The 22,323-nt window shown below is 67.9% G+C and carries 11 protein-coding genes, 2 rRNA genes and 4 pseudogenes; all 17 read right to left on the reverse strand.

Going from position 1 to position 22,323, the window contains the following annotated elements:
- Positions 1-247: 247 nt before the first annotated feature.
- The 17 genes and pseudogenes from CWT12_RS07445 to pheT all read right to left on the reverse strand — a co-directional run bounded on the left by CWT12_RS07445 (position 248) and on the right by pheT (position 22,322).
- Positions 248-3,489 (reverse strand): 23S ribosomal RNA (locus tag CWT12_RS07445).
- A 421-nt stretch (positions 3,490-3,910) separates the two neighbouring features.
- A 16S ribosomal RNA gene (locus CWT12_RS07450) occupies positions 3,911-5,476 on the reverse strand.
- The 16S and 23S rRNA genes sit together here, the layout of an rRNA operon.
- A 454-nt stretch (positions 5,477-5,930) precedes the next feature.
- Positions 5,931-7,195 (reverse strand): annotated as a pseudogene (gene tyrS / locus CWT12_RS07455) (tyrosine--tRNA ligase).
- A gap of 225 nt (positions 7,196-7,420) precedes the next feature.
- A complete protein-coding gene (locus tag CWT12_RS07460) occupies positions 7,421-8,092 on the reverse strand; it encodes an endonuclease III domain-containing protein (protein WP_161924314.1) in 672 nt (223 codons plus the stop codon).
- Entirely contained in the window at positions 8,089-8,727 is a 639-nt protein-coding gene (locus tag CWT12_RS07465; protein WP_161924315.1) for a class I SAM-dependent methyltransferase, read from the reverse strand. Before CWT12_RS07465 ends, CWT12_RS07460 begins: the two co-directional genes overlap by 4 nt.
- Positions 8,724-9,431, reverse strand: a complete 708-nt coding sequence (locus tag CWT12_RS07470; RefSeq protein WP_161924316.1) for a DNA-3-methyladenine glycosylase — start codon at positions 9,429-9,431, stop codon at positions 8,724-8,726. Before CWT12_RS07470 ends, CWT12_RS07465 begins: the two co-directional genes overlap by 4 nt.
- 9 nt (positions 9,432-9,440) lie before the next feature.
- On the reverse strand, positions 9,441-10,958 hold the full coding sequence (argH, locus tag CWT12_RS07475; RefSeq protein ID WP_161924317.1) for an argininosuccinate lyase: 1,518 nt from the start codon (positions 10,956-10,958) through the stop codon (positions 9,441-9,443).
- A 7-nt stretch (positions 10,959-10,965) separates the two neighbouring features.
- Positions 10,966-11,463: an O-antigen ligase family protein gene (locus CWT12_RS13960; protein ID WP_237564391.1), complete on the reverse strand. Its 498-nt coding sequence runs from the start codon at positions 11,461-11,463 to the stop codon at positions 10,966-10,968.
- Positions 11,373-12,377, reverse strand: coding sequence for a hypothetical protein (locus CWT12_RS07480; protein WP_237564082.1), 1,005 nt, complete (start codon positions 12,375-12,377; stop codon positions 11,373-11,375). Before CWT12_RS07480 ends, CWT12_RS13960 begins: the two co-directional genes overlap by 91 nt.
- A 298-nt stretch (positions 12,378-12,675) precedes the next feature.
- Positions 12,676-13,899, reverse strand: a complete 1,224-nt coding sequence (locus CWT12_RS07485; protein WP_161924318.1) for an argininosuccinate synthase — start codon at positions 13,897-13,899, stop codon at positions 12,676-12,678.
- Between the two features lie 84 nt (positions 13,900-13,983).
- Positions 13,984-14,544, reverse strand: a complete 561-nt coding sequence (locus tag CWT12_RS07490) for an arginine repressor (protein WP_161924319.1) — start codon at positions 14,542-14,544, stop codon at positions 13,984-13,986.
- Positions 14,541-15,702 (reverse strand): annotated as a pseudogene (locus tag CWT12_RS07495) (acetylornithine transaminase). Before CWT12_RS07495 ends, CWT12_RS07490 begins: the two are co-directional and overlap by 4 nt.
- 65 nt (positions 15,703-15,767) lie before the next feature.
- Positions 15,768-16,703 (reverse strand): acetylglutamate kinase, encoded by a 936-nt coding sequence (gene argB, locus CWT12_RS07500; protein WP_161924320.1) that lies wholly within the window; start codon positions 16,701-16,703, stop codon positions 15,768-15,770.
- A pseudogene (gene argJ, locus CWT12_RS07505) lies at positions 16,700-17,895 on the reverse strand (bifunctional glutamate N-acetyltransferase/amino-acid acetyltransferase ArgJ). The gene argB and the pseudogene argJ overlap by 4 nt, the downstream one beginning before the upstream one ends.
- Positions 17,892-18,992, reverse strand: coding sequence for an N-acetyl-gamma-glutamyl-phosphate reductase (argC, locus tag CWT12_RS07510; protein ID WP_202616169.1), 1,101 nt, complete (start codon positions 18,990-18,992; stop codon positions 17,892-17,894). The pseudogene argJ and the gene argC overlap by 4 nt, the downstream one beginning before the upstream one ends.
- Before the next feature lie 103 nt (positions 18,993-19,095).
- Positions 19,096-19,587 carry a flavodoxin domain-containing protein gene (locus tag CWT12_RS07515; protein WP_161924322.1) on the reverse strand — a complete coding sequence of 164 codons (492 nt, stop codon included), beginning with the start codon at positions 19,585-19,587 and terminating at the stop codon, positions 19,096-19,098.
- Positions 19,588-19,665: 78 nt separating this feature from the next.
- A pseudogene (pheT, locus tag CWT12_RS07520) lies at positions 19,666-22,322 on the reverse strand (phenylalanine--tRNA ligase subunit beta).
- Between the last annotated feature and the right edge of the window lies 1 nt (position 22,323).

Genomic DNA, 22,323 nt, shown 5'->3' on the forward strand with positions numbered 1-22,323 from the left:
GCTGGGTGCTTGGGTGTTGTGGTTCCTCTATGCTCGTGTCCCGCCACACCCCCGCACCCGGCCCGCCCCGTTGTCTCGGGGGGGTTGGGGGTGCCTGGTTGCGGCGTGTGTTGTGCCCGGCGTGGTGGGCTTGGCTGGTCGTGGACCGTACAGCGGACGCCCCCCGGGCATGGGGGGTGGGTTGAGTGCGTGCGTGCGTGCTTGTGCTGCCTGCCCTGCACGTGGCCTGCTTGTGTGGGGTTGGTTTTTTGTGTTGTGTTCGGCTGTTGTTAGTACCAGTCAGCTCGCAGCAGGTTCACCCGCTTGGTGGGGCTGCCTGCTTCCACGCCTGGCCTATCGACCCAGTAGTCTACTGGGAGCCTTCCGCGCCCCCGGGCGGGGGGCGCGCGGAGACCTTATCTTGGAGACGGTTTCCCGCTTAGATGCCTTCAGCGGTTACCCGGCCCGAACGTAGCCAACCAGCCGTGCCCCTGGCGGGACAACTGGCGCACCAGAGGTTCGTCCGTCCCGGTCCTCTCGTACTAGGGACAGGCCTCCTCAAGTCTCCTGCGCGCGCAGAGGATAGGGACCGAACTGTCTCACGACGTTCTAAACCCAGCTCGCGTACCGCTTTAATGGGCGAACAGCCCAACCCTTGGGACCTGCTCCAGCCCCAGGATGCGACGAGCCGACATCGAGGTGCCAAACCATGCCGTCGATATGGACTCTTGGGCAGGATCAGCCTGTTATCCCCGGGGTACCTTTTATCCGTTGAGCGACGACCCACCCACACGGGATCGCCGGATCACTAGCTCCCACTTTCGTGCCTGCTCGACCCGTCGGTCTCGCAGTCAGGCCCTCTTGTGCGCTTGCACTCGACACCTGGTTGCCGACCAGGCTGAGAGAACCTTTGAGCGCCTCCGTTACTCTTTAGGAGGCAACCGCCCCAGTTAAACTACCCACCAGGCACTGTCCCTGGCCCGGATCACGGGCCGAGGTTCAGGCGCACGCCACAGCCAGAGTGGTATCCCAACAGCGACTCCGCCAGCACTAGCGTGCCGGCCTCACAGTCTCCCACCTATCCTGCACAAGCCATGGCGGGCGCCAATACCAAGCTATAGTAAAGGTCCCGGGTCTTTCCGTCCTTCTGCGCGTAACGAGCATCTTTACTCGTAATGCAATTTCGCCGAGCTCGTGGTTGAGACAGTGGAGGAGTCGTTACGCCATTCGTGCAGGTCGGAACTTACCCGACAAGGAATTTCGCTACCTTAGGATGGTTATAGTTACCACCGCCGTTTACTGGGGCTTGGGCTCACCGCTTCACACCACGAGGACGTGGCGCTGACGGATCCCCTTAACCTTCCAGCACCGGGCAGGCGTCAGTCCGTATACATCGCCTTACGGCTTCGCACGGACCTGTGTTTTTAGTAAACAGTCGCTCCTCCCTGGTCACTGCGACCCTCACCCCTAGCCCGCAACGGGGCTTCAGGGCCCGGGCCCCCCTTCTCCCGAAGTTACGGGGGCATTTTGCCGAGTTCCTTAACCACGATTAACTCGCCCGCCTGGGCATACTCTGCCCGACCACCTGTGTCGGTTATTGGGTACGGGCGGCGGACCACCTCGCGCCGAGGCTTTTCTAGGCACCACAGGATCACCCCACTATCCCCCACCCCAACAGGCAGGGTCACCATCACGCCTCACCCAGCCCCACCCCCACAACAGGGAGGCAGGGCGCGGCGCCCGGATTTACCTGGGCGCCGGGCCACACGCTTGAACGGGACAAGCCATAAGCCCCGCCGGGCTACCCTAGTGCGTCACCCCTGTTAACACGCTTGCCTACCAGCACGGAGGACCCCCAGACCCCAAACCACCCCCCACACCCGCCCCGGCCGGCCGGCCCCGAAGGACCAGCCACCCGGCAGCAGGAAAAAAGCAGGGGACGCAAGGGCGTGGGTTAGCACCCGCGCGTCAGCACTGGCGGTGGACCGCCGGTACGGGAATATCAACCCGTCATCCATCGACTACGCCTGTCGGCCTCGCCTTAGGCCCCGACTCACCCAGGGAGGACGAACCTGCCCCTGGAACCCTTGGTCATACGGCGCCGGGGAATCCCACCCCGGTCTCGCTACTCATGCCTGCATTCTCACTCCCACGCCGTCCACCCGAACGGTCACCCCCGGGCTTCACCCGGCGCAGGACGCTCCCCTACCGCCCAGGCACCACGCAACAGCGGCACCCGGGCCCGCGGCTTCGGCGGTACGCTTGAGCCCCGCTACATTGTCGGCGCACGACCACTCGACCAGTGAGCTATTACGCACTCTTTCAAGGATGGCTGCTTCTGAGCCAACCTCCTGGCTGTCACCGCGACCGCACATCCTTTCCCACTTAGCGTACACTTAGGGGCCTTAGCCGGCGATCTGGGCTGTTTCCCCCTCGACCACGAAGCTTATCCCCCGCAGTCTCACTGCCGCGCTGACCCCGAAAACGGCATTCGGAGTTTGACTGGCATCAGTAACCCAGTAAGGCCCCTCAGCCAACCAGTGCTCTACCTCCGCACGGGAACACGCGACGCTGCACCTAAATGCATTTCGGGGAGAACCAGCTATCACGGAGTCTGATTGGCCTTTCACCCCTACCCACAGCTCATCCCCCCGTTTTCAACCGAGGTGGGTTCGGTCCTCCACACGCTCTTACACGTGCCTCAACCTGGCCATGGGTAGATCACCCCGCTTCGGGTCCAGAACGCGCCACTAAACGCCCAACCTAGGACTCGCCCTCGCTACGGCTCCCCCACAACGGGTTAACCTCGCGACACGCCCTGACTCGCAGGCTCATTCTTCAAAAGGCACGCCACCACCCGCCCCACACGCCCAAAAGAGCGGCGGGACAGGCCCTGACGGCTTGCAGGCGCCCGGTTTCAGGTACTATTTCACTCCCCTCCCGGGGTACTTTTCACCATTCCCTCACGGTACTGATCCGCTATCGGTCACCAGGAAGTATTTAGGCAGCCAGGTGGTCCTGGCAGACTCACGCAGGACTCCACGGACCCCACGCTACAAAAAAGGGGAAAAACACGCCCCACGCGCCACCAGCAGGTTCAGCCTACGGGGCTATCACCCTCTACGGCCCCCCTTCCCAGAGGATCCGGCTACCCACCAGCAAAGCACGCGGGCCCACGGCAGCAGGCCCCAGGCACGCCCCACAACCCCGCAGCCGCAACCCCTGCCGGGTAGTCACACGACCACGGTTTAGCCTCATCCGCCTTCGCTCGCCACTACTAACGGAATATCTTCTCCTACGGGTACTGAGATGTTTCACTTCCCCGCGTAACCCCCCGCCCCCTATGAATTCAGGAACGAGTGACACGGCACAACCCGTGCCGGGTACCCCATTCGGAAACCCTCGGATCACAGCCCGCAAGCCGGCTCCCCGAGGCATATCGCAGGCCGCCACGTCCTTCATCGGCCCCTGGTGCCAAGGCATCCACCGAACGCCCATAAAAACAACACAAAACCACCCGCGCACCCCCGCCAGCACCAGACGGCGCCACCAGGACCGCGCGCGAGCCACAGCAAAACACAGCAACCACAAAAGCAAGACAAAACAAAACAAGCAAACACTCGAAACACTCGCGTCCGCTATACAGTTCACAACCAGCCAGCCCACAGCCCCACCACCACCAGCCAAGCCGGCACCAGCAGGACCCAGGCACAACCAGGGCGCGCAGCCCCGGAGCCCGACAGCATGCCACCCCCAGCCACCCCCCACCCCCAGCACAGGGAGAGCAAGAAGCAGCCAAGGAGCCCCACCCCCAGCCCGCCGCCGCCACCAGGCCCCACCAGGCACCAGCCCAGCAAGACCCCAAGCACGACAACGACGAGCCACAGGAAGGATGCTTGCCTGCCCGGCCGGCGCCAAGAAGACTCCCTAGAAAGGAGGTGATCCAGCCGCACCTTCCGGTACGGCTACCTTGTTACGACTTCGTCCCAATCACCAGCCCCGCCTTCGACCGCTCCCCACAGGGCCACGGGCTTCGGGCGTCACCGGCTTTCATGACGTGACGGGCGGTGTGTACAAGGCCCGAGAACGTATTCACCGCGGCGTTGCTGATCCGCGATTACTAGCGACTCCAACTTCACGGTGCCGAGTTGCAGGCACCGATCCGAACTGAGACCGGCTTTAAGGGATTCGCCCCGCCTCGCGGCATCGCAACCCACTGTACCGGCCATTGTAGCATGCGTGAAGCCCAAGACATAAGGGGCATGATGATTTGACGTCATCCCCACCCTCCTCCGAGTTCACCCCGGCAGTCTCCCGCGAGTCCCCACCCGAAGTGCTGGCAACACGAGACAGGGGTTGCGCTCGTTGCGGGACTTAACCCAACATCTCACGACACGAGCTGACGACAACCATGCACCACCTGCAGGCCGGCCCCAGCCACAACAAGCAGCAGGGGAACCACCGTCTCCGGCAGCAACCAGCCCATGTCAAGCCTTGGTAAGGTTCTTCGCGTTGCATCGAATTAATCCGCATGCTCCGCCGCTTGTGCGGGCCCCCGTCAATTCCTTTGAGTTTTAGCCTTGCGGCCGTACTCCCCAGGCGGGGCACTTAACGCGTTAGCTACGGCGCGGACGCCCCGGAAAAGGACCCCCACACCCAGTGCCCAACGTTTACGGCGTGGACTACCAGGGTATCTAATCCTGTTCGCTCCCCACGCTTTCGCTCCTCAGCGTCAGCAACAGCCCAGAGACCCGCCTTCGCCACCGGTGTTCCTCCTGATATCTGCGCATTCCACCGCTACACCAGGAGTTCCAGCCTCCCCTACTGCGCTCAAGCCAGCCCGTACCCACCGCAAGCCCCCAGTTAAGCCAGGGAATTTCACGGCAGACGCGACCAGCCGCCTACAAGCCCTTTACGCCCAGTAATTCCGGACAACGCTCGCGCCCTACGTATTACCGCGGCTGCTGGCACGTAGTTAGCCGGCGCTTCCTAACCCGGCTACCGTCAGCCCACCCACAAAGGAGCAGGCCTTCACCACCGGAAAAAGAGGTTCACAACCCGAAGGCCTCCATCCCTCACGCGGCGTCGCTGCATCAGGCTTCCGCCCATTGTGCAATATTCCCCACTGCTGCCTCCCGCAGGAGTCTGGGCCGTATCTCAGTCCCAGTGTGGCCGTCCACCCTCTCAGGCCGGCTACCCGTCAAAGCCTTGGTAAGCCATCACCCCACCAACAAGCTGATAGGCCGCGAGCCCATCCCCCACCAGAACAACCAAACGATTGAACCTATACCAACCCACCCATGCAGGCAGGCCAGACCACCCCGTATTAGCCGCCCTTTCAAGCAGTTATCCAGGAGAAGAGGGCAGGTCACTCACGTGTTACTCACCCGTTCGCCACTAACCAACCCCAGCAAAAACCAGAGCCAGCCCGTTCGACTTGCATGTGTTAAGCACGCCGCCAGCGTTCGTCCTGAGCCAGGATCAAACTCTCCAAACAAAACAAAAACCAAACAAAGAAACCAACAAAAAACACCAACCAAACAAACAAACACGACACACTATCGAGATCCCAAACAACACACCCACCGAGTTTCCGTATGGCCTGCTCGGCCATTACTTCTTCCCGGAAGCGCCGGAGGAACTTTAGCGAACCGCGCGATCCGGGTCAAACCGGAGATCCGTGATCCCCGTCTCGCTCAGCGGCTCTATTCAGTTCCTCTTCTCCGCCTTCCCGGTTGATTCCCGTTCCCGGCGGCAGGGAAAGACTTTACGCAGCCACGGTGCCTCGGTCAAACGGAGCGGCGGTGACAACAGCCACAGCTGCTGTCACCGCCGCTCCGCATTCTCGCGTGCCCGGGAAGGCTCATCGAATCGTGCTGACCCAGGCATTCCACGGGACCGTTCCGAGGCTTTCCCGCGGCTCGTCCTGTAAGGGCCGCCGGTACTTGTAGTCAGTCGCGCGAGCGAGCCACCGCCAGGTTGCGTCTGCCCTTACGCACCAGCACCACTCCCCCGGCAAGAAGCTGCTCCTGCACGACCGGCGCATCCTCATCGGTGACCTTGACGTTGTTCAGGTAGGCACCGCCCGCGGCCACCGTCTTGCGCGCCGCGTTACGTCCCTTCTCCAGTCCTGCGGCAACGAGGAGGTCCACGATCGTCGAGCTGCCCACCGCAAGGGGGCAGCAGGCAGGTCCGCGGTGGCGGCGGCAAGCGTCGCCTCATCGAGCTCGTTCAGTTCGCCCCTTCCCCACAGTGCTGCAGTCGCCGCCTCAGCCTGTGCGGTCGCCTCCGGGCCATGGACCCAAGTGGTCACCTCATGTGCCAGGGCGCGCTGGGCCTGGCGCGCCTTCGGATTCGTGGCGACGGACTCCTCCAGGCGCTCAATCTCCTCACGCGGAAGGAATGTGAAGACCTTGAGGAAGCGAGCAACGTCCGTGTCCTCCACCTGTAGCCAGAACTGGTAGAAGGCGTAGGGGCTGAGCATCTGCGGGTTCAGCCAGATCGCCCCGCCCTCGCTCTTGCCGAACTTGGTCCCGTCGGCCTTGGTGATCAGCGGGTTGGTCATCACGTGCACCGAGGCGCCCTCAACCTTGTGGATCAGGTCCATGCCGCCCACCAGGTTGCCCCACTGGTCATTGCCGCCTACCTCCAGCGTGCAGCCGTAGCGGCGGAACAGCTCCAGGTAGTCGTTGGCCTGCAGGATCTGGTAACTGAACTCGGTGAAGGAAATGCCCTCCTCGCTGGCCAGGCGGCGAGCCACGATGTCCTTGGACAGCATGGTGCCCATACGGAAATGCTTACCGAGGTCGCGAAGGAAGTCGATGGCACTCAGCTCAGCGGTCCAGTCCAGGTTGTTGACGATGCGGGCCGGGTTGTCACCGTCAAAGTCAAGCAGCTGCTCGAGTTGCTCCCGCAACCCCTGCGACCAGTCGGCGACCACTTCCTTTGTGTTCAGCGTGCGCTCGCCCTTGTCCCGCGGGTCCCCGATTAGCCCGGTGGCACCGCCCACCAGGGCCAGCGGATGATGCCCGGCCAGCTGCAGGTGGCGCATAACCTTGACCGCTACCAGGTGGCCGTGGTGCAAGGAGGGGGCGGTCGGATCGAATCCGCAATAGAAGGTGACCGGCCCGGCGCTCAGCGCTGCCCGCAGCGCATCAATGTCGGTGTGCTGGGCGATCAGGCCCCGCCACTGCAGCTCGTCCAGGATGTCGGTCACGGTCCTGTGCCTTCCCATGTTTGCTCCCGGCACCTGTGGGCCGGGGCCGGGGCGGTTGCCCGGCGCGGGCTAGTCTGCCACGGCTGCGCGGTACGTCAGGCCAAGTGTCAGAAGAACGGATACGCCTCCGTGCCGACTGCGGCGCAAGGCCCCGACCCGGTTCCCCGGCGAGTGCGCGGTCGGTACTACTCGGTGCCGCTCAGTACTGCTCTGTAGTGCTCGGTACTACACGGTGCCAACGCCGATCATGGGGCCGTAGACATCCCAGCCGCCTGCGGCCCGGGCGCGCTTGCCGGCCTCAATGATCAGTCCGTGGAGATCCACCAGCTCACTGTGGCTGAGTCCCTCGGCGTCGATACGGGCCTCAAGGGTACGCCGGGTAGTCTCGTAATCGCGGCCGACGGCATAGCCTGCCTGTCGTAGCAGGCGCCGCCCGTAGGTGTCGAAGATAAAACGACGCCTGCCGTAGACCATCAGCGCCGCCACGTCAGCACTTTCCGGACCGATTCCGGGCAGTTCCAGTAATGCGGCGCGCAGGGCGTCATCATCCAGTGTCGGCGCGGCCCGGCCCTCCGGGGACAGCATCCAGGCCGCGAAGGCGCGCAGCGAGCGTGCCTTGGCACGCATGAACCCGGCTGGGCGGATAAACGCCGTCAGCTCCGCGTCGGTCAGCCGCAGCAGCTGCTCGGCTTCGAAGCCGGTGGCTGCTCGCAACCCGTCCAGGGCACGCTCGACATTCGTCCAGGCTGTGTTCTGTACCAGCACAATCCCGCACACGTATTCGAAGGGAGTCTGCGCGGGCCATACCGGGGCCTTGCCCAATTCGGCGCTCAGCAGCCTCAGCAACTCCCTGACTGGCAGGGTGCGGCCAAGCTCGGTCTTGGCGGTCGGTGTCATGCCGATTGCCCCATTGGTCGGTCCCAGACCAGTGAGTAGCGCCAGTAGCAGCGACGGCGCATCCGAGCCCCCGGCAGGATCCGGTCAGCGGCTGCGCGAATCTCCCGGCGCGACTCACGCGCCGGCGCCGTCGGCACTCCGATGTCGCGCCGCTCATGGTGAAGGAGGCTGGCGATCCGGATCGGGATTACGCTCAGCGCGCTCAGCGCCCAGTCGACCGCTGACGCGTCGGCGGCCAGCCCGATGACCAGGAGCCTGCCTCCGGGAGCGACCAGGCCACCCAGGCGCTCCATCCCCCTGTCCAACGGCAGGTGGTGCAGGACCGCAACGCAGGTGACGGTGTCGAATGACCCGAGCCGCTCGATCACACCCGCGTCCATCACGTCCGCCCGCATTACCTCGGCCCCGGGGAGTCCGGCCAGGCGTGAGCGGGCGCGCCCGGCGGCATTCGCATCGGCCTCAATCCCAACGGCCTGATCGCATACGGCCGCTAGCCGTTCCAGCAGCAGTCCGTCACCGCAGCCCACGTCCAGCACGCGCCCTCCGCGGCGGGCGGCATCGGCCACAAGCTCGTCATGGAAGGCGGCATTGTGGTTCCAGTAGCGCTCAGGACGCTGACCAGAGGCCGCGGTCATCGCGCGTCCCCTCCCCGGCGGCGGGGCCGGGCGGGCTGGTAGGGGGAGACGGTAGGCTCACCCTCGAGCCAGAAGCGCCATGGGTAGACGGCACCGTCGCCGCCCGGTCCGGACACGCCGGTGCGCGGGCCGGTGCGGATGCGGCCGGGCTCGGGAGCCTCGCCTACGCCGGGCAGCTCCAGGGCAATGCGGGAGCCCGGCGGCCCGAGCCGGGAGCCGTCGTCGTCCCGGGTGAGGCCGAGTGCCTGGCATAGGCGGGCCGGACCGCGCGCAAGGTCGCGGTCGCTGCGAGCAGTGGGGCGGCGTCGGCGCGCCAGCTCGATTCCGCCTGTCACCTCGCCGCCGCGCAGCAGCACGGCGCGCGAGACGCCGCTAGGGCCGCAGACGATATTCACGCAGTGGTGCATGCCATAGGTGAAGTAGACGTAGATGGCACCGGCGGCCGCAAACATCGAGGCGTTGCGCGCGGTGCGGCCGCGGTATGCGTGGGAGCCCGGATCGGCCTCACCCCTATACGCCTCCACCTCGGTCAGCCGCACAGACACCTCCCCCTGCGGCAGGCGCGTGGCAAGCACCGCGCCCAGCAGCTGCGGGGCCACATCCACCGAGTCACCAGCGAGCAGGTCGGCCACGTTCGCGGGCAGAGCCCCCACAGCCGCCAAGTCCCCGCGGGCAGTCGCCTCCACCGGCTCCGACTGCCTCATGGCTCCGCCCTACGCCTCTGCGGCGTCACCGGCATCGGCCACCGGGCCGGTGGAGCCATCCAGCAGCGAGCCCTCCCAGGAGAAGACCCGCAGCTCGGCGGAGTGCTCAATGGCGCGGGCCAACTGCTCGACCACACGCACCGGGGCCGTACCGCCATGGCCAGCCCGGGCCGCCGCCGAGCCGGCCGTCGACAGGACCGTGCGCACCTGCGGCGTCAGCCGCGGATCGACGGCGGCGAAGTCCGCGTCGGTCAGCTCCCACAGCTCGATTCCGCGCTGCTCACAGACCTGCACGCAGGCACCGGAGATCTCGTGCGCCTCGCGGAAGGGAACCCCCTGCTTGACCAGCCACTCGGCGATATCGGTTGCCAGGGAGAAGCCCTGCGGGGCCAGCGCCGCCATGCGGTCATAGTTAAGGCGCATCGTGGCGACCATACCGGACACTGCGGGCAGCAGTACGGCGAGGGTGTCGACGGCGTCGAAGACGGGTTCCTTGTCCTCCTGCAGGTCACGGTCGTAGGCGAGGGGCAGGGCCTTGAGGGTGGCCAGCAGCCCAGCCAGGTCGCCAATGAGGCGGCCGGCCTTGCCGCGGGCGAGCTCGGCGACATCGGGGTTCTTCTTCTGCGGCATGATGGAGGAACCCGTAGAGAAGGAGTCGTCCAGCGTGACGAAGTCGAACTCCTTGGTATTCCAGATGATGACCTCCTCCGCCAGGCGGGAGACATCCACCGCCGTCATGGCCAGGACGAAGGACATCTCGGCGACCGTGTCGCGCGCGGAGGTACCGTCAATGGAGTTCTCGCAGGCGGCGTCGAAGCCCAGCTCGGCGGCGACGGCGTCGGGATCGAGTCCGAGCGTGTTGCCGGCCAGCGCACCGGAGCCGTAGGGGCTGACGGCCGCGCGCGCGTCCCAGTCCTCAAGCCGTTCGACGTCGCGCATCAGCGGCCAGGCGTGCGCCAGTAGCTGGTGGGCGACCAGCACCGGCTGGGCGTGCTGCATGTGAGTGCGGCCCGGCATGATGGCCTCGCCCGCCGCCGCGGCCTGGTCGATAAGCGCGTCGACGACGTCGAGCACGAGCCCGGCCAGGTGCCGCGCCTGGTCGCGCAGGTACATGCGGATCAGGGTGGCGATCTGGTCGTTGCGGGAGCGGCCCGCGCGCAGCCTTCCGCCCAGGTCCGCGCCGGCACGTTCCATCAGACCGCGTTCCAGCGCGGTATGCACGTCCTCATCCGCGGGAGTAGGGACGAACGCTCCGGAGACGACGTCGTCCTCCAGCCGGTCCAAGGCGGCGAGCATACCCTCCAGCTGGGCGGTGCTGAGCAGTCCGGCGGTGCGCAGGGCGCGGGCGTGCGCACGCGAGCCGGCGATGTCATAGCGGGCCAGGCGCCAGTCGAAGTGGGTGGACACCGACAGGGCTGCCAGGGCATCGGCGGGACCGCCGGTGAAGCGGCCGCCCCACAGGCTGATACCGGTGGGAGCCGTGGAGGCTTGCGGGGCGGAGGGTTTGGGGCTGGGCTGACTCGTCATGGGGCCATCATGACGTATGGGGCTGAGCAGGTGTGAGCCGGCCCGAGGCGTGGACCGGCGCCCGGGTCTCGGAGGTGGCGCCGCCACCGGCGGCAGCAGAAGGCGCGCCCTCCCGACTGTGCTCGTACAGGCGATGCAGACCCAGCCAGGTGCCCAGCGCGCAGACGACCACCCAGTTGCCCTCGCTGAGTAGACGGGACTCGGTGAAGGACTGCACCGTCAGTGCCGTCATGACCAGCGCCGGCAGCAGCACCGAGGCATCGGAGTCAATGTTGCGCAGAGCGAGCCGAAAGGAGCGGAACAGGAGCAGCAGCACCAGCACCACAACGAGTGCCGCCCCCACCACACCGGTCTGGAACAGTGCCTCGATGTAGGCGTTGTGGGCACTCATTGTGGGAGTGCCGTCCGGGCGCACTACAAGGGTGGCGAATACGGGCAGCCAGGGCACCCAGTACATGATCCACCCCCAGCCGAGGATCGTGTGCTCCTCCCACAGGTCCAGCACCCGCGTCCAGATCTCCCAGCGCCCCGACATATCCGCGCTCCGTCCCAGCGCCGCGGTGACCTGCGTGTGCAGGCCCACTGCCGCAGCGACCAACGCCACCCCAGGGCCGCAGCACTCATCAGCAGGAACGGGCGCAGCCGGGGCGGGGCGTGGCGCACCAGCCAGAGCAGTAGGCACACGCAAGCGCACACGATCAGGGCCACGGACACGGTCGCCGAGCCGGTGAGCACCAGCACCAGCAGGGATAAGGCGGTCCACACCACCAGGCCCACCGGGCGCACCCGCCGATCAGCCCAGCGCACCGCCACGCACAGCAGAGTGAGCAGAGCGATGAAGGCCAGCGGGTTGCGGTTTCCCACAATGCCCTGAATCGGGCCGCCCCGGAGAAGGTCGCCGTTCACCCAGTAGTAGGAGATCGGGACCACATCCCAATCGCGCATGTACAGAGGTATGAGCGGGTGACGCAGTACCAGCGCCACCCATGCCTCCAGCATGAGGCTGAGCACTAGCGTGGCCTCCAGGGCGCGGCTGAGGGCATCAGTCATCTGCCGCAGGGACAGGCCGCAGGCGAGCAGGACTCCGGCGGCGCTGGTGGCCACCATCAGCAATGCCGCAAGGGCGGTATCACCGGGATACTGGGACCAGAACACACTCAGCACGCACACACCGACGTAGGCGGTGGTTACCGGTGGCAGCGCGCGCCACGGCACCCGGTGCCCCTCGTAGAGGAAGACGAGCAGGAGCACGATGCCGCTCACGGCGGCGATCACGCCGAATGCCCACCAACCCACGAGGTTGCGTACTCCCTGTCCGGAGAAGGTCAAGAAGAATGCCCAGGTGCCCAGCGCGGGCAGCAGTGGGCGGCGCGATCCGCGCACTGCGACCGTGGTGGGGGCGTGGAAGTCTGCTGGCACGCTCTCCTCCTCGTGTTCCCATCCCGCATACAAGCTCAGGAGATCGGACTCATGCGGTTTCCACAGGGCTGACGGCTAGCCGTGAGCTGCGGCGGCCGCCCGCTGCTGCCGTAGCGTAATCGGCGACGGCCGTTTACGACTCGTATTCGGAACCGCTTACCCGTATCGAGTCGCAACGCCGGCAGTGCCTGGAGACCAAGGGATCTCTTGGAACTGGGATGAGCGGCCGACGGCGCCGCGTTCGGGCACCGACGGCCGCTCATCCCGGTGCGGCGCGCCATGGGCGCCGCACCGGTGCTCAGAAGGATACGCCTCGACCCAGGCGCACGTCGCGTGCGGCGGCGAGCTTTGACTGCATGCCGTAGATCTCGATGAAGCCGCGCGAGGAGGACTGGTCGAAGGTATCCCCGGTCTCGTAGGTGGCCAGGTTGAAGTCGTACAGACCCGTGTCGGTGCGGCGGCCGTTAACGGTGGCCCGTCCCCCGTGCAGGACCATGCGGATGTCTCCGGTCACGTAGTGCTGGGTGTCCTCGATGAAGGCGTCCATGGAGCGCTTGAGCGGGGAGTACCACTGGGCCTCGTAGACCAGGTCGCTCCAGGCCTGCTCCATCTGCCGCTTGTAGCGGCGCTGGAGGCGCTCCAGGGTGACTGACTCCAGGGCCTGATGCGCCTCAATCAGCGCCACTGCCCCGGGCGCCTCGTAGATCTCCCGGGACTTGATACCGACCAGTCGGTCCTCGACCATGTCGATACGTCCCACGCCCTGGGCGCCGGCGCGCCGGTTGAGCTCCTGAATCGCCTCCAGCGGGGTCACCGGCTTCCCGTCGATCGCGGTGGGAATGCCCTGCTCGAAGTGGATGACGACCTCATCGGGCAGCGGCGGGTAAGTGGGATCATCGGTGTAGACGTAGACGTCCTTGGTGGGGGCGTTCCACAGGTCCTCCAGGAACCCGGTCTCAATGGCGCGGCCCCACACGTTCTGGTCGATGGAGAAGGGGTTGTGCTTGGTGGTCTCGATCGGCAGGTCGTGCTTCTCGGCGTACTCGATGGCGACGTCCCGGGTCAGGGCCAGGTCGCGAACCGGGGAGATGCAGTTCATGTCCGGGGCCATCGAGGTGATCGCGACCTCGAAGCGCACCTGGTCATTGCCCTTGCCGGTGCAGCCGTGGGCAACAGTGCTGGCGCCGAACTCGCGGGCGGCGCGCACCAGGTGCTTGGCGATAACCGGTCGGGATAGGGCCGATACCAGCGGGTACTTGCCCTCGTACAACGCATTGGCCTTCAAGGCGGGCATGCAGTACTCCTCGGCGAACTCATCGCGCGCATCCGCCACGTAGGCCTCCACGGCGCCGCAGTCGAGGGCCCGCTGGCGAATCACCTCCAAGTCCTCCCCGCCCTGACCGACGTCCACGGCCACGGTGACGACCTCGCGGCCGGTCTGCTCACCGATCCAGCCGATGGCTACGGAGGTGTCCAGGCCCCCGGAGTAGGCGAGGACAACACGGTCCTGGTGCTTGCTCATATGCGTTCTGTTTCTTTCTCTTGGGTGTCCAAATCAGACAGCTCTTGGGTGGGTCAATCGGGTGTACGTGTCCGCGGCGTGTTCTCAGCCGTGGGGTCCCGGCCCGGCCAGGGACAGCAGGTGTGCCGCCACATCGGCCGCCACCGCCTCGGAACGGGTGATTACCAGGACCGTGTCGTCTCCAGCTATGCAGCCGAGCACACCCGGCAGCATCGCGTCGTCGAGGGCGCTGGCCAGCAGTTGGGCCGCCCCCGCCGGGGTGCGCAGGACCAGTTGATTACCGGCCCACTCGGCCGTGACCACCAGGTCCGCGCACCAACGTGCCAGCCGCGCGGTCGTGTGCTCGGTCAAGGACTCGGCGTTGCCCCCTACGGGAGAGACCTGCCCCGGTGCACCCGCCTCGGGCACGGCATAGACCTGGGTGCCGCCGGCCCCGCGCACTTTAGTGGCGCGCAGCTCGACCAGGTCGCGAGACAGCGTCGCCTGCGTTGTGCTCACCCCGCGGCGGGCCAGCGCCTCGCGCAACTCCGCCTGGGAACGAATGCGCTCATGACTGAGTATCCGGGTGATCAGGGCGTGGCGCGCCGCCTTGGTGGGAGGCGTGCCTGCGCCCTCGAGCGCGGGCACGCCGGGCACGGTGCTCATGCCGCGGACCGCCGGGCCAGGACGTCGGCCAGCGTCGTCGTGAAGGCGTCTGCATCGGCATCGGACAGGATGAATGGGGGCGCCAGCCGGAGCGTGTCCGGGCGGGGCGGGTTGACGATGAAGCCGCGCCGCTCCAGTTCGGCAGCGACCTCGGCGGCCGGTCCGACCGCGTCGTTCAGGCCCACGCCGCGCAGCAGCCCGGCTCCGCGCACCTCGGTTACTCCGGGTACGGACGCCAGCCGCGCCGCCCACCGGTCGCCGAGTTCGGTGACCCGCTTGAGCAGTCCCTCCTTGTTGACCGTGTCGATCACGGCCAGTGCGGCGGCCGCCGCGACGGGGTTCCCGCCGAAGGTGGTGCCGTGCTGCCCCGGGCCGAGCAGCTGCGCGGCCTCGCCGGTGGCGACGGTGGCCCCGATCGGCATGCCCCGCCCAGTCCCTTGGCGAGGGTGACCACATCCGGGACGACGCCGGGGGCGAGCAGGTGGTGGGCCATCCACGCGCCTGTGCGGCCCATACCGGTCTGCACCTCATCAATGATGAGCAGTGCCCCCGCGGCGGTGGTGAGCTCGCGTGCCTTCTCCAGGTAGCCGGCTGGCATTGGCCGCACCCCGGCCTCCCCCTGGATGGGCTCGACGAATAGGGCTGCCACGTCCGGCCCCAGCGCGCGGCGCAGGGCATCGACGTCTCCGGCGGGCAGGAACTCCACTCCGCCGGGCAGCGGCTCGAAGGGCTCCCGGTAGGCGGCCTTGTGGGTCAGCGCCAGTGCTCCCATGGTGCGACCGTGGAATGCGTCCTCCAGGGCGAGTATGCGCGGGCGGGCGGAGCCGCCATGGCGGCGGGCGATCTTGAAGGCGGCCTCGTTGGCCTCCGCGCCGGAGTTGGCCAAAAAGACTCGTGCGAACTGCGGGGCCTCCGGGAACACCAGATCGGCCAGGGCCTCGGCCAGGCTGACCTGAGCCGGGGAGGTGAACAGGTTGGAGACGTGCCCCAGGGTGCGCAGCTGTTCGGTAACCGCGGCGACCAGGGCCGGATGGGCATGCCCCAGGCAGTTGACGGCGATGCCGGCCAGCAGGTCGACGTACTCGTTGCCGTTCGCGTCCCATACGTGGGCGCCCGCCCGCGGACGAGCACACGGGCAGGAGTTCCGAAGGTGTTCATGACGGCGGCCGCGTAGCGAGTCCGCCAGGTCTCGTTGGGCTCGGCCGCGGCGGTGGTCGGGGTGCTCACAGCGTGGCACCTCCTTTCGTGCGGGACTGCGGAATGACGTCGGGGTGGACCACGGTGCCGACGCCGTCGTCGGTAACGATCTCCAGCAGCATGGAGTGGGGCTGGCGTCCGTCAACCACGTGGGCCTGGCCGACGCCGCCGCGCACGGCCCGCAGGCAGGCCTCCATCTTGGGCACCATCCCACTGGACAGTTCCGGCAGGAGGGCCTCCAGGGCATCGGCGCCGATGCGGGAGACCAGCGAGTCCTTCTCCGGCCAGTTGGAGTACAGGCCCTCCACGTCGGTGAGCACGATGAGCTTCTGCGCCTTCAGCGCGACTGCCAGGGCGGCCGCGGCGGTGTCGGCATTGACGTTCAGCACGGTGGTGGCGTCGGCGACCAGCGGGGCGACCGAGGACACCACCGGGATACGTCCCTGGTCGAGCAACTCGATCACCGAGCGCGGATCCACCTCGACCACGTCGCCCACAAGGCCCACATCGACGCTCTCACCGTCCACTGTGGCCAGGCGCTGGCGCGCCCGCAGCAGGCCGCCGTCCTCGCCGGAGATGCCGACGGCGGCGGACCCGGCCTCGTTGAGCAGGCTCACCAGCTCCCGTTGCACTCCCCCGGTGAGCACCATGCGCACCACGTCCATGACCTCCGGGGTGGTCACGCGCAGGCCGCCCCTGAACTCGGACTCGATGCCTAGGCGGGCCAGCATGGCGCTGATCTGGGGGCCGCCTCCGTGGACCACGACGGGGCGCAGGCCCACCTGGTGCAGGAAGAGCACGTCCTGGGCGAAGGCCCGCTTGAGGGTGTCATCGACCATGGCGTTGCCGCCGTACTTGATGACGATGGTGGCGCCCTTGTAGGCACGCAGCCAGGGCATGGCCTCCAGCAGTACGGAGGCCTTCTGGGTGGGCGTCAGCGAAGCGGGGAGCGTAGTGGTCATGTCGTGTAGTCCGCGTTGATGGTTACGTATCCGTGGGTGAGGTCGTTGGTCCAGACTGTCGCGGCGGCGTCACCAGCGCTCAGGGCGATGTCGATGCGCGTCTCACGCGGGGTCATGTCCACCGTGTCCCGGTCCTCCCCGAGGGCGCCGTGGCGGAAGACCGTCACCCCGTTGATGGTGACGTCGACCGCCTCGGGGTCAAAGGGGCAGACCGGCTCGGGAACGGTACCGAGCTGGGAGATGACGCGGCCCCAGTTGGGGTCCTCGCCGGCGATGGCGCATTTGAGCAGGTTGGAGGCCGAGACGGTGCGGGCCGCGGCCTCCGCGGCGGCCTCGGTGACCGCGCCGGTGACGGTGATGGCTATGTCATGAGTGGCGCCCTCGGCGTCTGCCACGAGCCGGCGTCCGAGGCGGCCGAGCAGCTCCTGGACGGCCGCACCGAAGTCCTCCGTCGTCGGGGTCGTCCCGGAGGCGCCTGAGGCAAGCAGCAGCACGGTGTCGTTGGTGGACATGCAGCCGTCGGAGTTGATGCGGTTCACGGTGCGGGCGGCGGCCCGGGACAGGGCGGACTGGGCGGCGTCGGCGTCGATCACGGCATCGGTGGTGATTACGCACAGCATGGTGGCCAGGCCCGGTGCGAGCATGCCGACGCCCTTGATCATGCCGCCGATGCTCCAGCCGTCAAGCCGGAGGGTGTCCTCCTTGGGGACGGTGTCGGTGGTCATGATCGCGGTGGCTGCGGCGTGGCCGGCCTCCGCACTGTCCTGCAGGGACGCGACGGCGGTGGCGGCGCCGTCCAGCAGGGTGGGCATGTCCAGGGGAACGCCGATCACGCCGGTGGAGCACACCAGTACCGAGCCTGCCTGCAGGCCCGGGTGCGCGTCACCAAGCAGCTCGGCGACGCGGGCGGCGGCGGCCGCGGTGTCGGCCTCGCCACCCGGACCGGTGCAGGCGTTGGCCGAGCCGGAGTTGAGGATGACGGCGCGGGCGCGGTTGGCGTCGCCGCGGCGGCCGGAGAGCACTTCGCGGCACCAGCGCACGGGGGCGGCAACCACACGGTTGGAGGTGAACACGCCGACGGCGACGTCCAGGGGCCGTCGTTGACGACCAGGGCGAGGTCGCGACTGCCGGACTCCTTAAGCCCGGCGCTGATGCCGGCGGCGCGGAAGCCGGCGGCGGCGGTGACGCTCACGGGGCGACTCCTTCGGTGACGACACCCGTGACCTCAGGCAGGCCGAGGGCGAGGTTGAGGGACTGTACAGCTGCCGAGGCGGTGCCCTTGCCGAGGTTGTCGATGGCGCAGATGATCACGGCCACGCCGGCGGCGGCGTCGTAACCGACCTGCACGGTGGCCAGGCCGGAGCCGGCCACGGCGCCGGTGACCGGCCAGACGCCCTCGGGCAGCAGGTGGATGAGCCTCTCGCCCCGACCGGTAGGGCCGTAGGCTCGCTCCCAGGCCTCGCGCAGCACGGCGTCGGGACGGTCGCTGCGCGTCACGGCCGCGGTGACCGGCGCGGTGACGGTGGCTAGAATGCCGCGGCTCATGGGCACCAGCACGGGGGTGAAGGACAGGCGCACGGAGCCCGGGGCGGCGCCGGCGACCTGGAGGTTCTGGATGATCTCGGGGATGTGCCGGTGGGTGCCACCCACCGCGTAGGGCTGGGCTGAGCCGAGGGCCTCGGAGGCGGTCAGGTGGGGCTTGAGCGCCTTTCCGGCACCGGAGTAACCCACCGCCAGCACGGCGTTCAGCCGGCCCGGGTCAATGAGTCCGGCGGCGATGCCGGGTTGTGCGGCCAGGGTCACGGCGGTGACATTGCAGCCGGGCACCGCGATCCGCCGGGTGGCGGCCAGATGCTCGCGCTGAGTGCTGGCCACGGACTCGCCGGCGTGCAGCAGCTCAGGCATGCCGTAGGTCCAGGCGCCGGCATAGTCGGTTCCGTAGAACCGCTCCCAGGCGGCGGCGTCGGTGAGACGGTGGTCGGCCCCGCAGTCCACAAGAACCGGTGTGGCGCCCGGAGCCTCCTCCAAGGCCGCAGTAACCGCTCCCGAGACGCCGTGCGGCAGCGCCAGCACGACTACGTCATGCCCGGCCAGGTGCGCGGTGTCGGTCGGGGCTACTTCCCTGTCCGCCAGGGTGACCAGGTGGGGGTGGTGCTGCCCCAGGCTTGTGCCGACCGATGAGTTTGCCGTCACGGCGCCGATCTCGATATCGGGATGTGCGGCGAGGAGGCGCAGCACCTCTCCGCCTGCGTACCCGGTCGCTCCAGCGACCGCTGCTGTCCATGTCACGCGGAAACCATACATCCGAGTGGATACATATGCACAACTGGATGGCGGCGACGCGTAGTCGGCTTACTCACAGCGGCTGCGGCCCCCGGGAAGCCGGCTGCACTCAGCGCGTGGCCAGAGCCTCAATGATCGACTTGGACCAGGCGCGCACCGTGTCAAGGTTGCGGAAGTCCCCCTCGGAGGCGCCGCCCATGCGTGCGATCGAGCGCTCCCTCAGGGTCAGTGCCGAGGGGTCGAAGCGCCCCGCGAAGGTGACGTGGTCCTCCGGGTCGATGGACAGCAGTACGGGGCCGATGCGGTGCGGGTCGGACACCTTGCCCTTGGGCAGGCCGGATAAGCCCACCGAGAATGCCCACACGGGATGGGACTTGAGCTCCTCGCGGAAGCGCTCGGTGAAGTCGATGGCCTGCGGTGTCCAGCGCGTCATGTAAACGGCGCTTCCCAGCACGAAGGCGTCGTATCCGGAGACATCGGTAATGTCCTCAGGGTGGGCCTGATCCACGTCGTGGCCGGCGGCGCGCAGCTCCTGCGCGATCACCGCGCCGACCTCGTCGGTAGAGCCATGCCGGGATGAGGAGGTGAGCAGGATCTTCATGCCGCCAGTATCACCGCCTGGATTCGCTTTCCGCAGCGCGTCGCGCGCAGTACCTACCAACCGTGACCACCTCCACACTCAGGCGCGCAACTCGGCGCCCAGCCGCTTGGCAGCACGCTTTACCACGCGCTTGCGCACCGCTGCGGTCTCCTCGGCAGTAAGGGTACGGTCGGCGGCACGCAGGCGCAGGGAGAAGGCCAGCGACTTGCGTCCCTCCCCGAGCTGCGGGCCGCGGAAGACGTCGAATAGCCGTACCTCCTCGGCCAGGTCCCCGGCTGCCTCACGCACCACCTGCTCGACCGCGGCCGCGGTGACGGACTCGTCGACGACGAGGGCGACATCCTCCTTGGCGGCTGGGAAGGTGGACACGGGGCGCACCTGGAGGACGCCGGCGTCGGCGACGGCCGCCAGCAGCGGCTCCAGGTCGAGCTCGACGGCGCAGGCGCGCGGCGGCAGCCCAAAGCTGCGGGCCACGCGCGGGTGCAGCTCACCGGCGTGGGCGATCAGGACTCCGGGCACCAGCTCACGACCCTTCCGGGTAGCGGGCAGGCGTACCTCGGCGGTGCGGCCGGGGTGCCAGGGGGCATAGGGGCCGCCCTGCGGGGCACTGACCTCGACGTCCACACCGAGTGCTGCCGCCACGGTGCGCACCAGCTGGATGGCGTCGGCCCAGTCCCAGGGACGGCCGGTGCCGAGCACCCCGGCGCGCTCCCGGTCTCCGGCCAGGACGATGCCCACATGCGTGGGCTGGTCCGGGATGCCGGCGTTCAGCGCCGCGATCTCAGCGTCGGAGGGCCGTCGGTCCACCCCGGGGATGGGGGCCGGCACTGTGCCTGCGGGGTGAGTCACGCTGCCAAGCTCAAACACGGCCACGTCCTCCAGTCCCCGTGAGGCATTGCGGCGGGCGGCCTCCAGCAGGGAGTCCAGCACACTGGTGCGCAGCAGCGGGGCGTCGTCTGCCAGCGGGTTGGCCAGGCGCACCGCGGCTCGGCGCGGATCGTCGGCGGGCAGCTCGAGGCGGTCGTGCACATCACCGATGAACGGGTAGGACAGCACCTGGGCGAGCCCGGCGTCGGCCAGGGCACGCACGACGTCGCGCCGGGCGCGCTGTCGGGCACTCAGGCCCGTTCCCGCTGGGGCCACGGGCACAATGGAGGCGATGTTGTCGTATCCGTCCAGCCGGGCGATCTCCTCGGCGAAGTGGGCGGCGCCCACCAGGTCCGGCCGCCAGGTCGGCGGGGTGACGGCGAGGAGCTCCTCGCCGTCAGCGTCCCCTCCGGCGGCCTCAACTGTGCAGCCGATGGTCCGCAGCAGCTCGGTGACCCGGGCGGTGCCGTAGGCGACACCGGTCAGGCGCTGCGCGGCGTCGGCGCGAATGATGATCGGCTCCGGCGCGATGGTGCGGTTGACGTCGGTGGCTACGGCGTCCGCGGTGCCGCCGCCGTAACGGACCAACAGGTCGACGGCGCGCTGCGCGGCCACCGGAGCCAGCTCGGTGTCCACGCCGCGCTCGTTGCGCTTGGAGGACTCAGTGGGCAGCCTGTGGCGGCGGGCAGAGCGGGCGATCGACACCGCGTCAAAGTGGGCGGCCTCAATGAGCACGTCGGTGGTTTCGGCGTCGATCTCCGTCTCCGCGCCACCGAACACACCCGCCAGCACCAGGGGCCTGGAGCCCTCCCCGGCCGGGGAGTCGCAGATCAGCAGGTCCTCGCCGTCCAGGGTGCGGGTGACCTCGTCGAGGAAGGTGAGGGTCTCCCCCGCCCGGGCGCGGCGCACCACTATCGGAGCGGCCAGCTTGTTCAGGTCGAAGGCGTGCAGCGGCTGGCCCAGGTCCAGCATCACGTAGTTGGTGACGTCCACAGCCAGGCTGATCGGACGCATACCGGCTGCGATCAGGCGGTCCTGCATCCACTTAGGAGAGGCGGCGGAGGGGTCGATGCCGCGCACCACGCGGGCCACGTAGCGGTCCACGCCGGGGCGGCCGTGAATGGGTGCGGAGTCCGCGGCGAACCGGACCGGGAAGCCATCCGCCCCAGCCGGGGCGACCCCCTGTGGGAAGCGGTCCGGGTTGGCGGTGTCGGCCGGATCGGTGAAGGCGGCTCCCGTGGCGTGGGAGTACTCGCGGGCCACTCCGCGCATGGAGAAGCAGTAGCCGCGGTCCGGGGTGATGTTGATCTCCAGGACCTCCTCCCCCAGGCCGAGCAGGCCGATGGCGTCGGTGCCCGGGGCCGGAATGGCCTCGCCATCCCGGCCGTGCGCCGCGAGCCAACGCTCGAGCACGATGATGCCGGAGTGGTCGTTGCCAATGCCGAGCTCGCGCTCGGAGCAGATCATGCCGTCGGAGACGTGCCCGTAGGTCTTGCGGGCGGCAATGGCGAAGTCACCGGGCAGGACCGCGCCGGGCAGGGACACCACCACGTGGTCGCCGACCTCGAAGTTGTGGGCGCCGCACACGATGCCGCGGCTGGGCAGCTCAGAGGGCTCCTTGCCGGTGCCGGGGGCGTCGTTGTACGAGCCGACGTCTACCCGGCAGTAGTTGATGGTCTTGCCGTTCTTCTGCTCCTTGGCCTCCCGCGTCAGCACGCGGCCGACGACGAGGGGCCGGTGACGGCGGGAGGAACGATGCGTTCCTCCTCCAGGCCCACCTTGACCAGGTCGGCGGCCAGCTCAGCCGCGCTGGTGCCGACGGGGACGTCTACGTGCTCACGGAGCCACTCGATCGGGACGTAAGGCATG

Source organism: Actinomyces sp. 432, from assembly GCF_009930875.1.
GTDB lineage: Bacteria > Actinomycetota > Actinomycetes > Actinomycetales > Actinomycetaceae > Actinomyces.

What these genes read in the sequence shown, in the direction of transcription:
- CWT12_RS07465 (WP_161924315.1), bottom strand. Translation starts at nt 8,727, where the DNA reads ATGACCGCGGCCTCTGGTCAGCGTCCTGAGCGCTACTGGAACCACAAT.
- argB (WP_161924320.1), bottom strand. Translation starts at nt 16,703, where the DNA reads ATGACCACTACGCTCCCCGCTTCGCTGACGCCCACCCAGAAGGCCTCC.
- CWT12_RS07485 (WP_161924318.1), bottom strand. Translation starts at nt 13,899, where the DNA reads ATGAGCAAGCACCAGGACCGTGTTGTCCTCGCCTACTCCGGGGGCCTG.
- CWT12_RS07470 (WP_161924316.1), bottom strand. Translation starts at nt 9,431, where the DNA reads ATGAGGCAGTCGGAGCCGGTGGAGGCGACTGCCCGCGGGGACTTGGCG.
- CWT12_RS07515 (WP_161924322.1), bottom strand. Translation starts at nt 19,587, where the DNA reads ATGAAGATCCTGCTCACCTCCTCATCCCGGCATGGCTCTACCGACGAG.
- CWT12_RS07490 (WP_161924319.1), bottom strand. Translation starts at nt 14,544, where the DNA reads ATGAGCACCGTGCCCGGCGTGCCCGCGCTCGAGGGCGCAGGCACGCCT.
- argH (WP_161924317.1), bottom strand. Translation starts at nt 10,958, where the DNA reads ATGACGAGTCAGCCCAGCCCCAAACCCTCCGCCCCGCAAGCCTCCACG.
- CWT12_RS07460 (WP_161924314.1), bottom strand. Translation starts at nt 8,092, where the DNA reads ATGACACCGACCGCCAAGACCGAGCTTGGCCGCACCCTGCCAGTCAGG.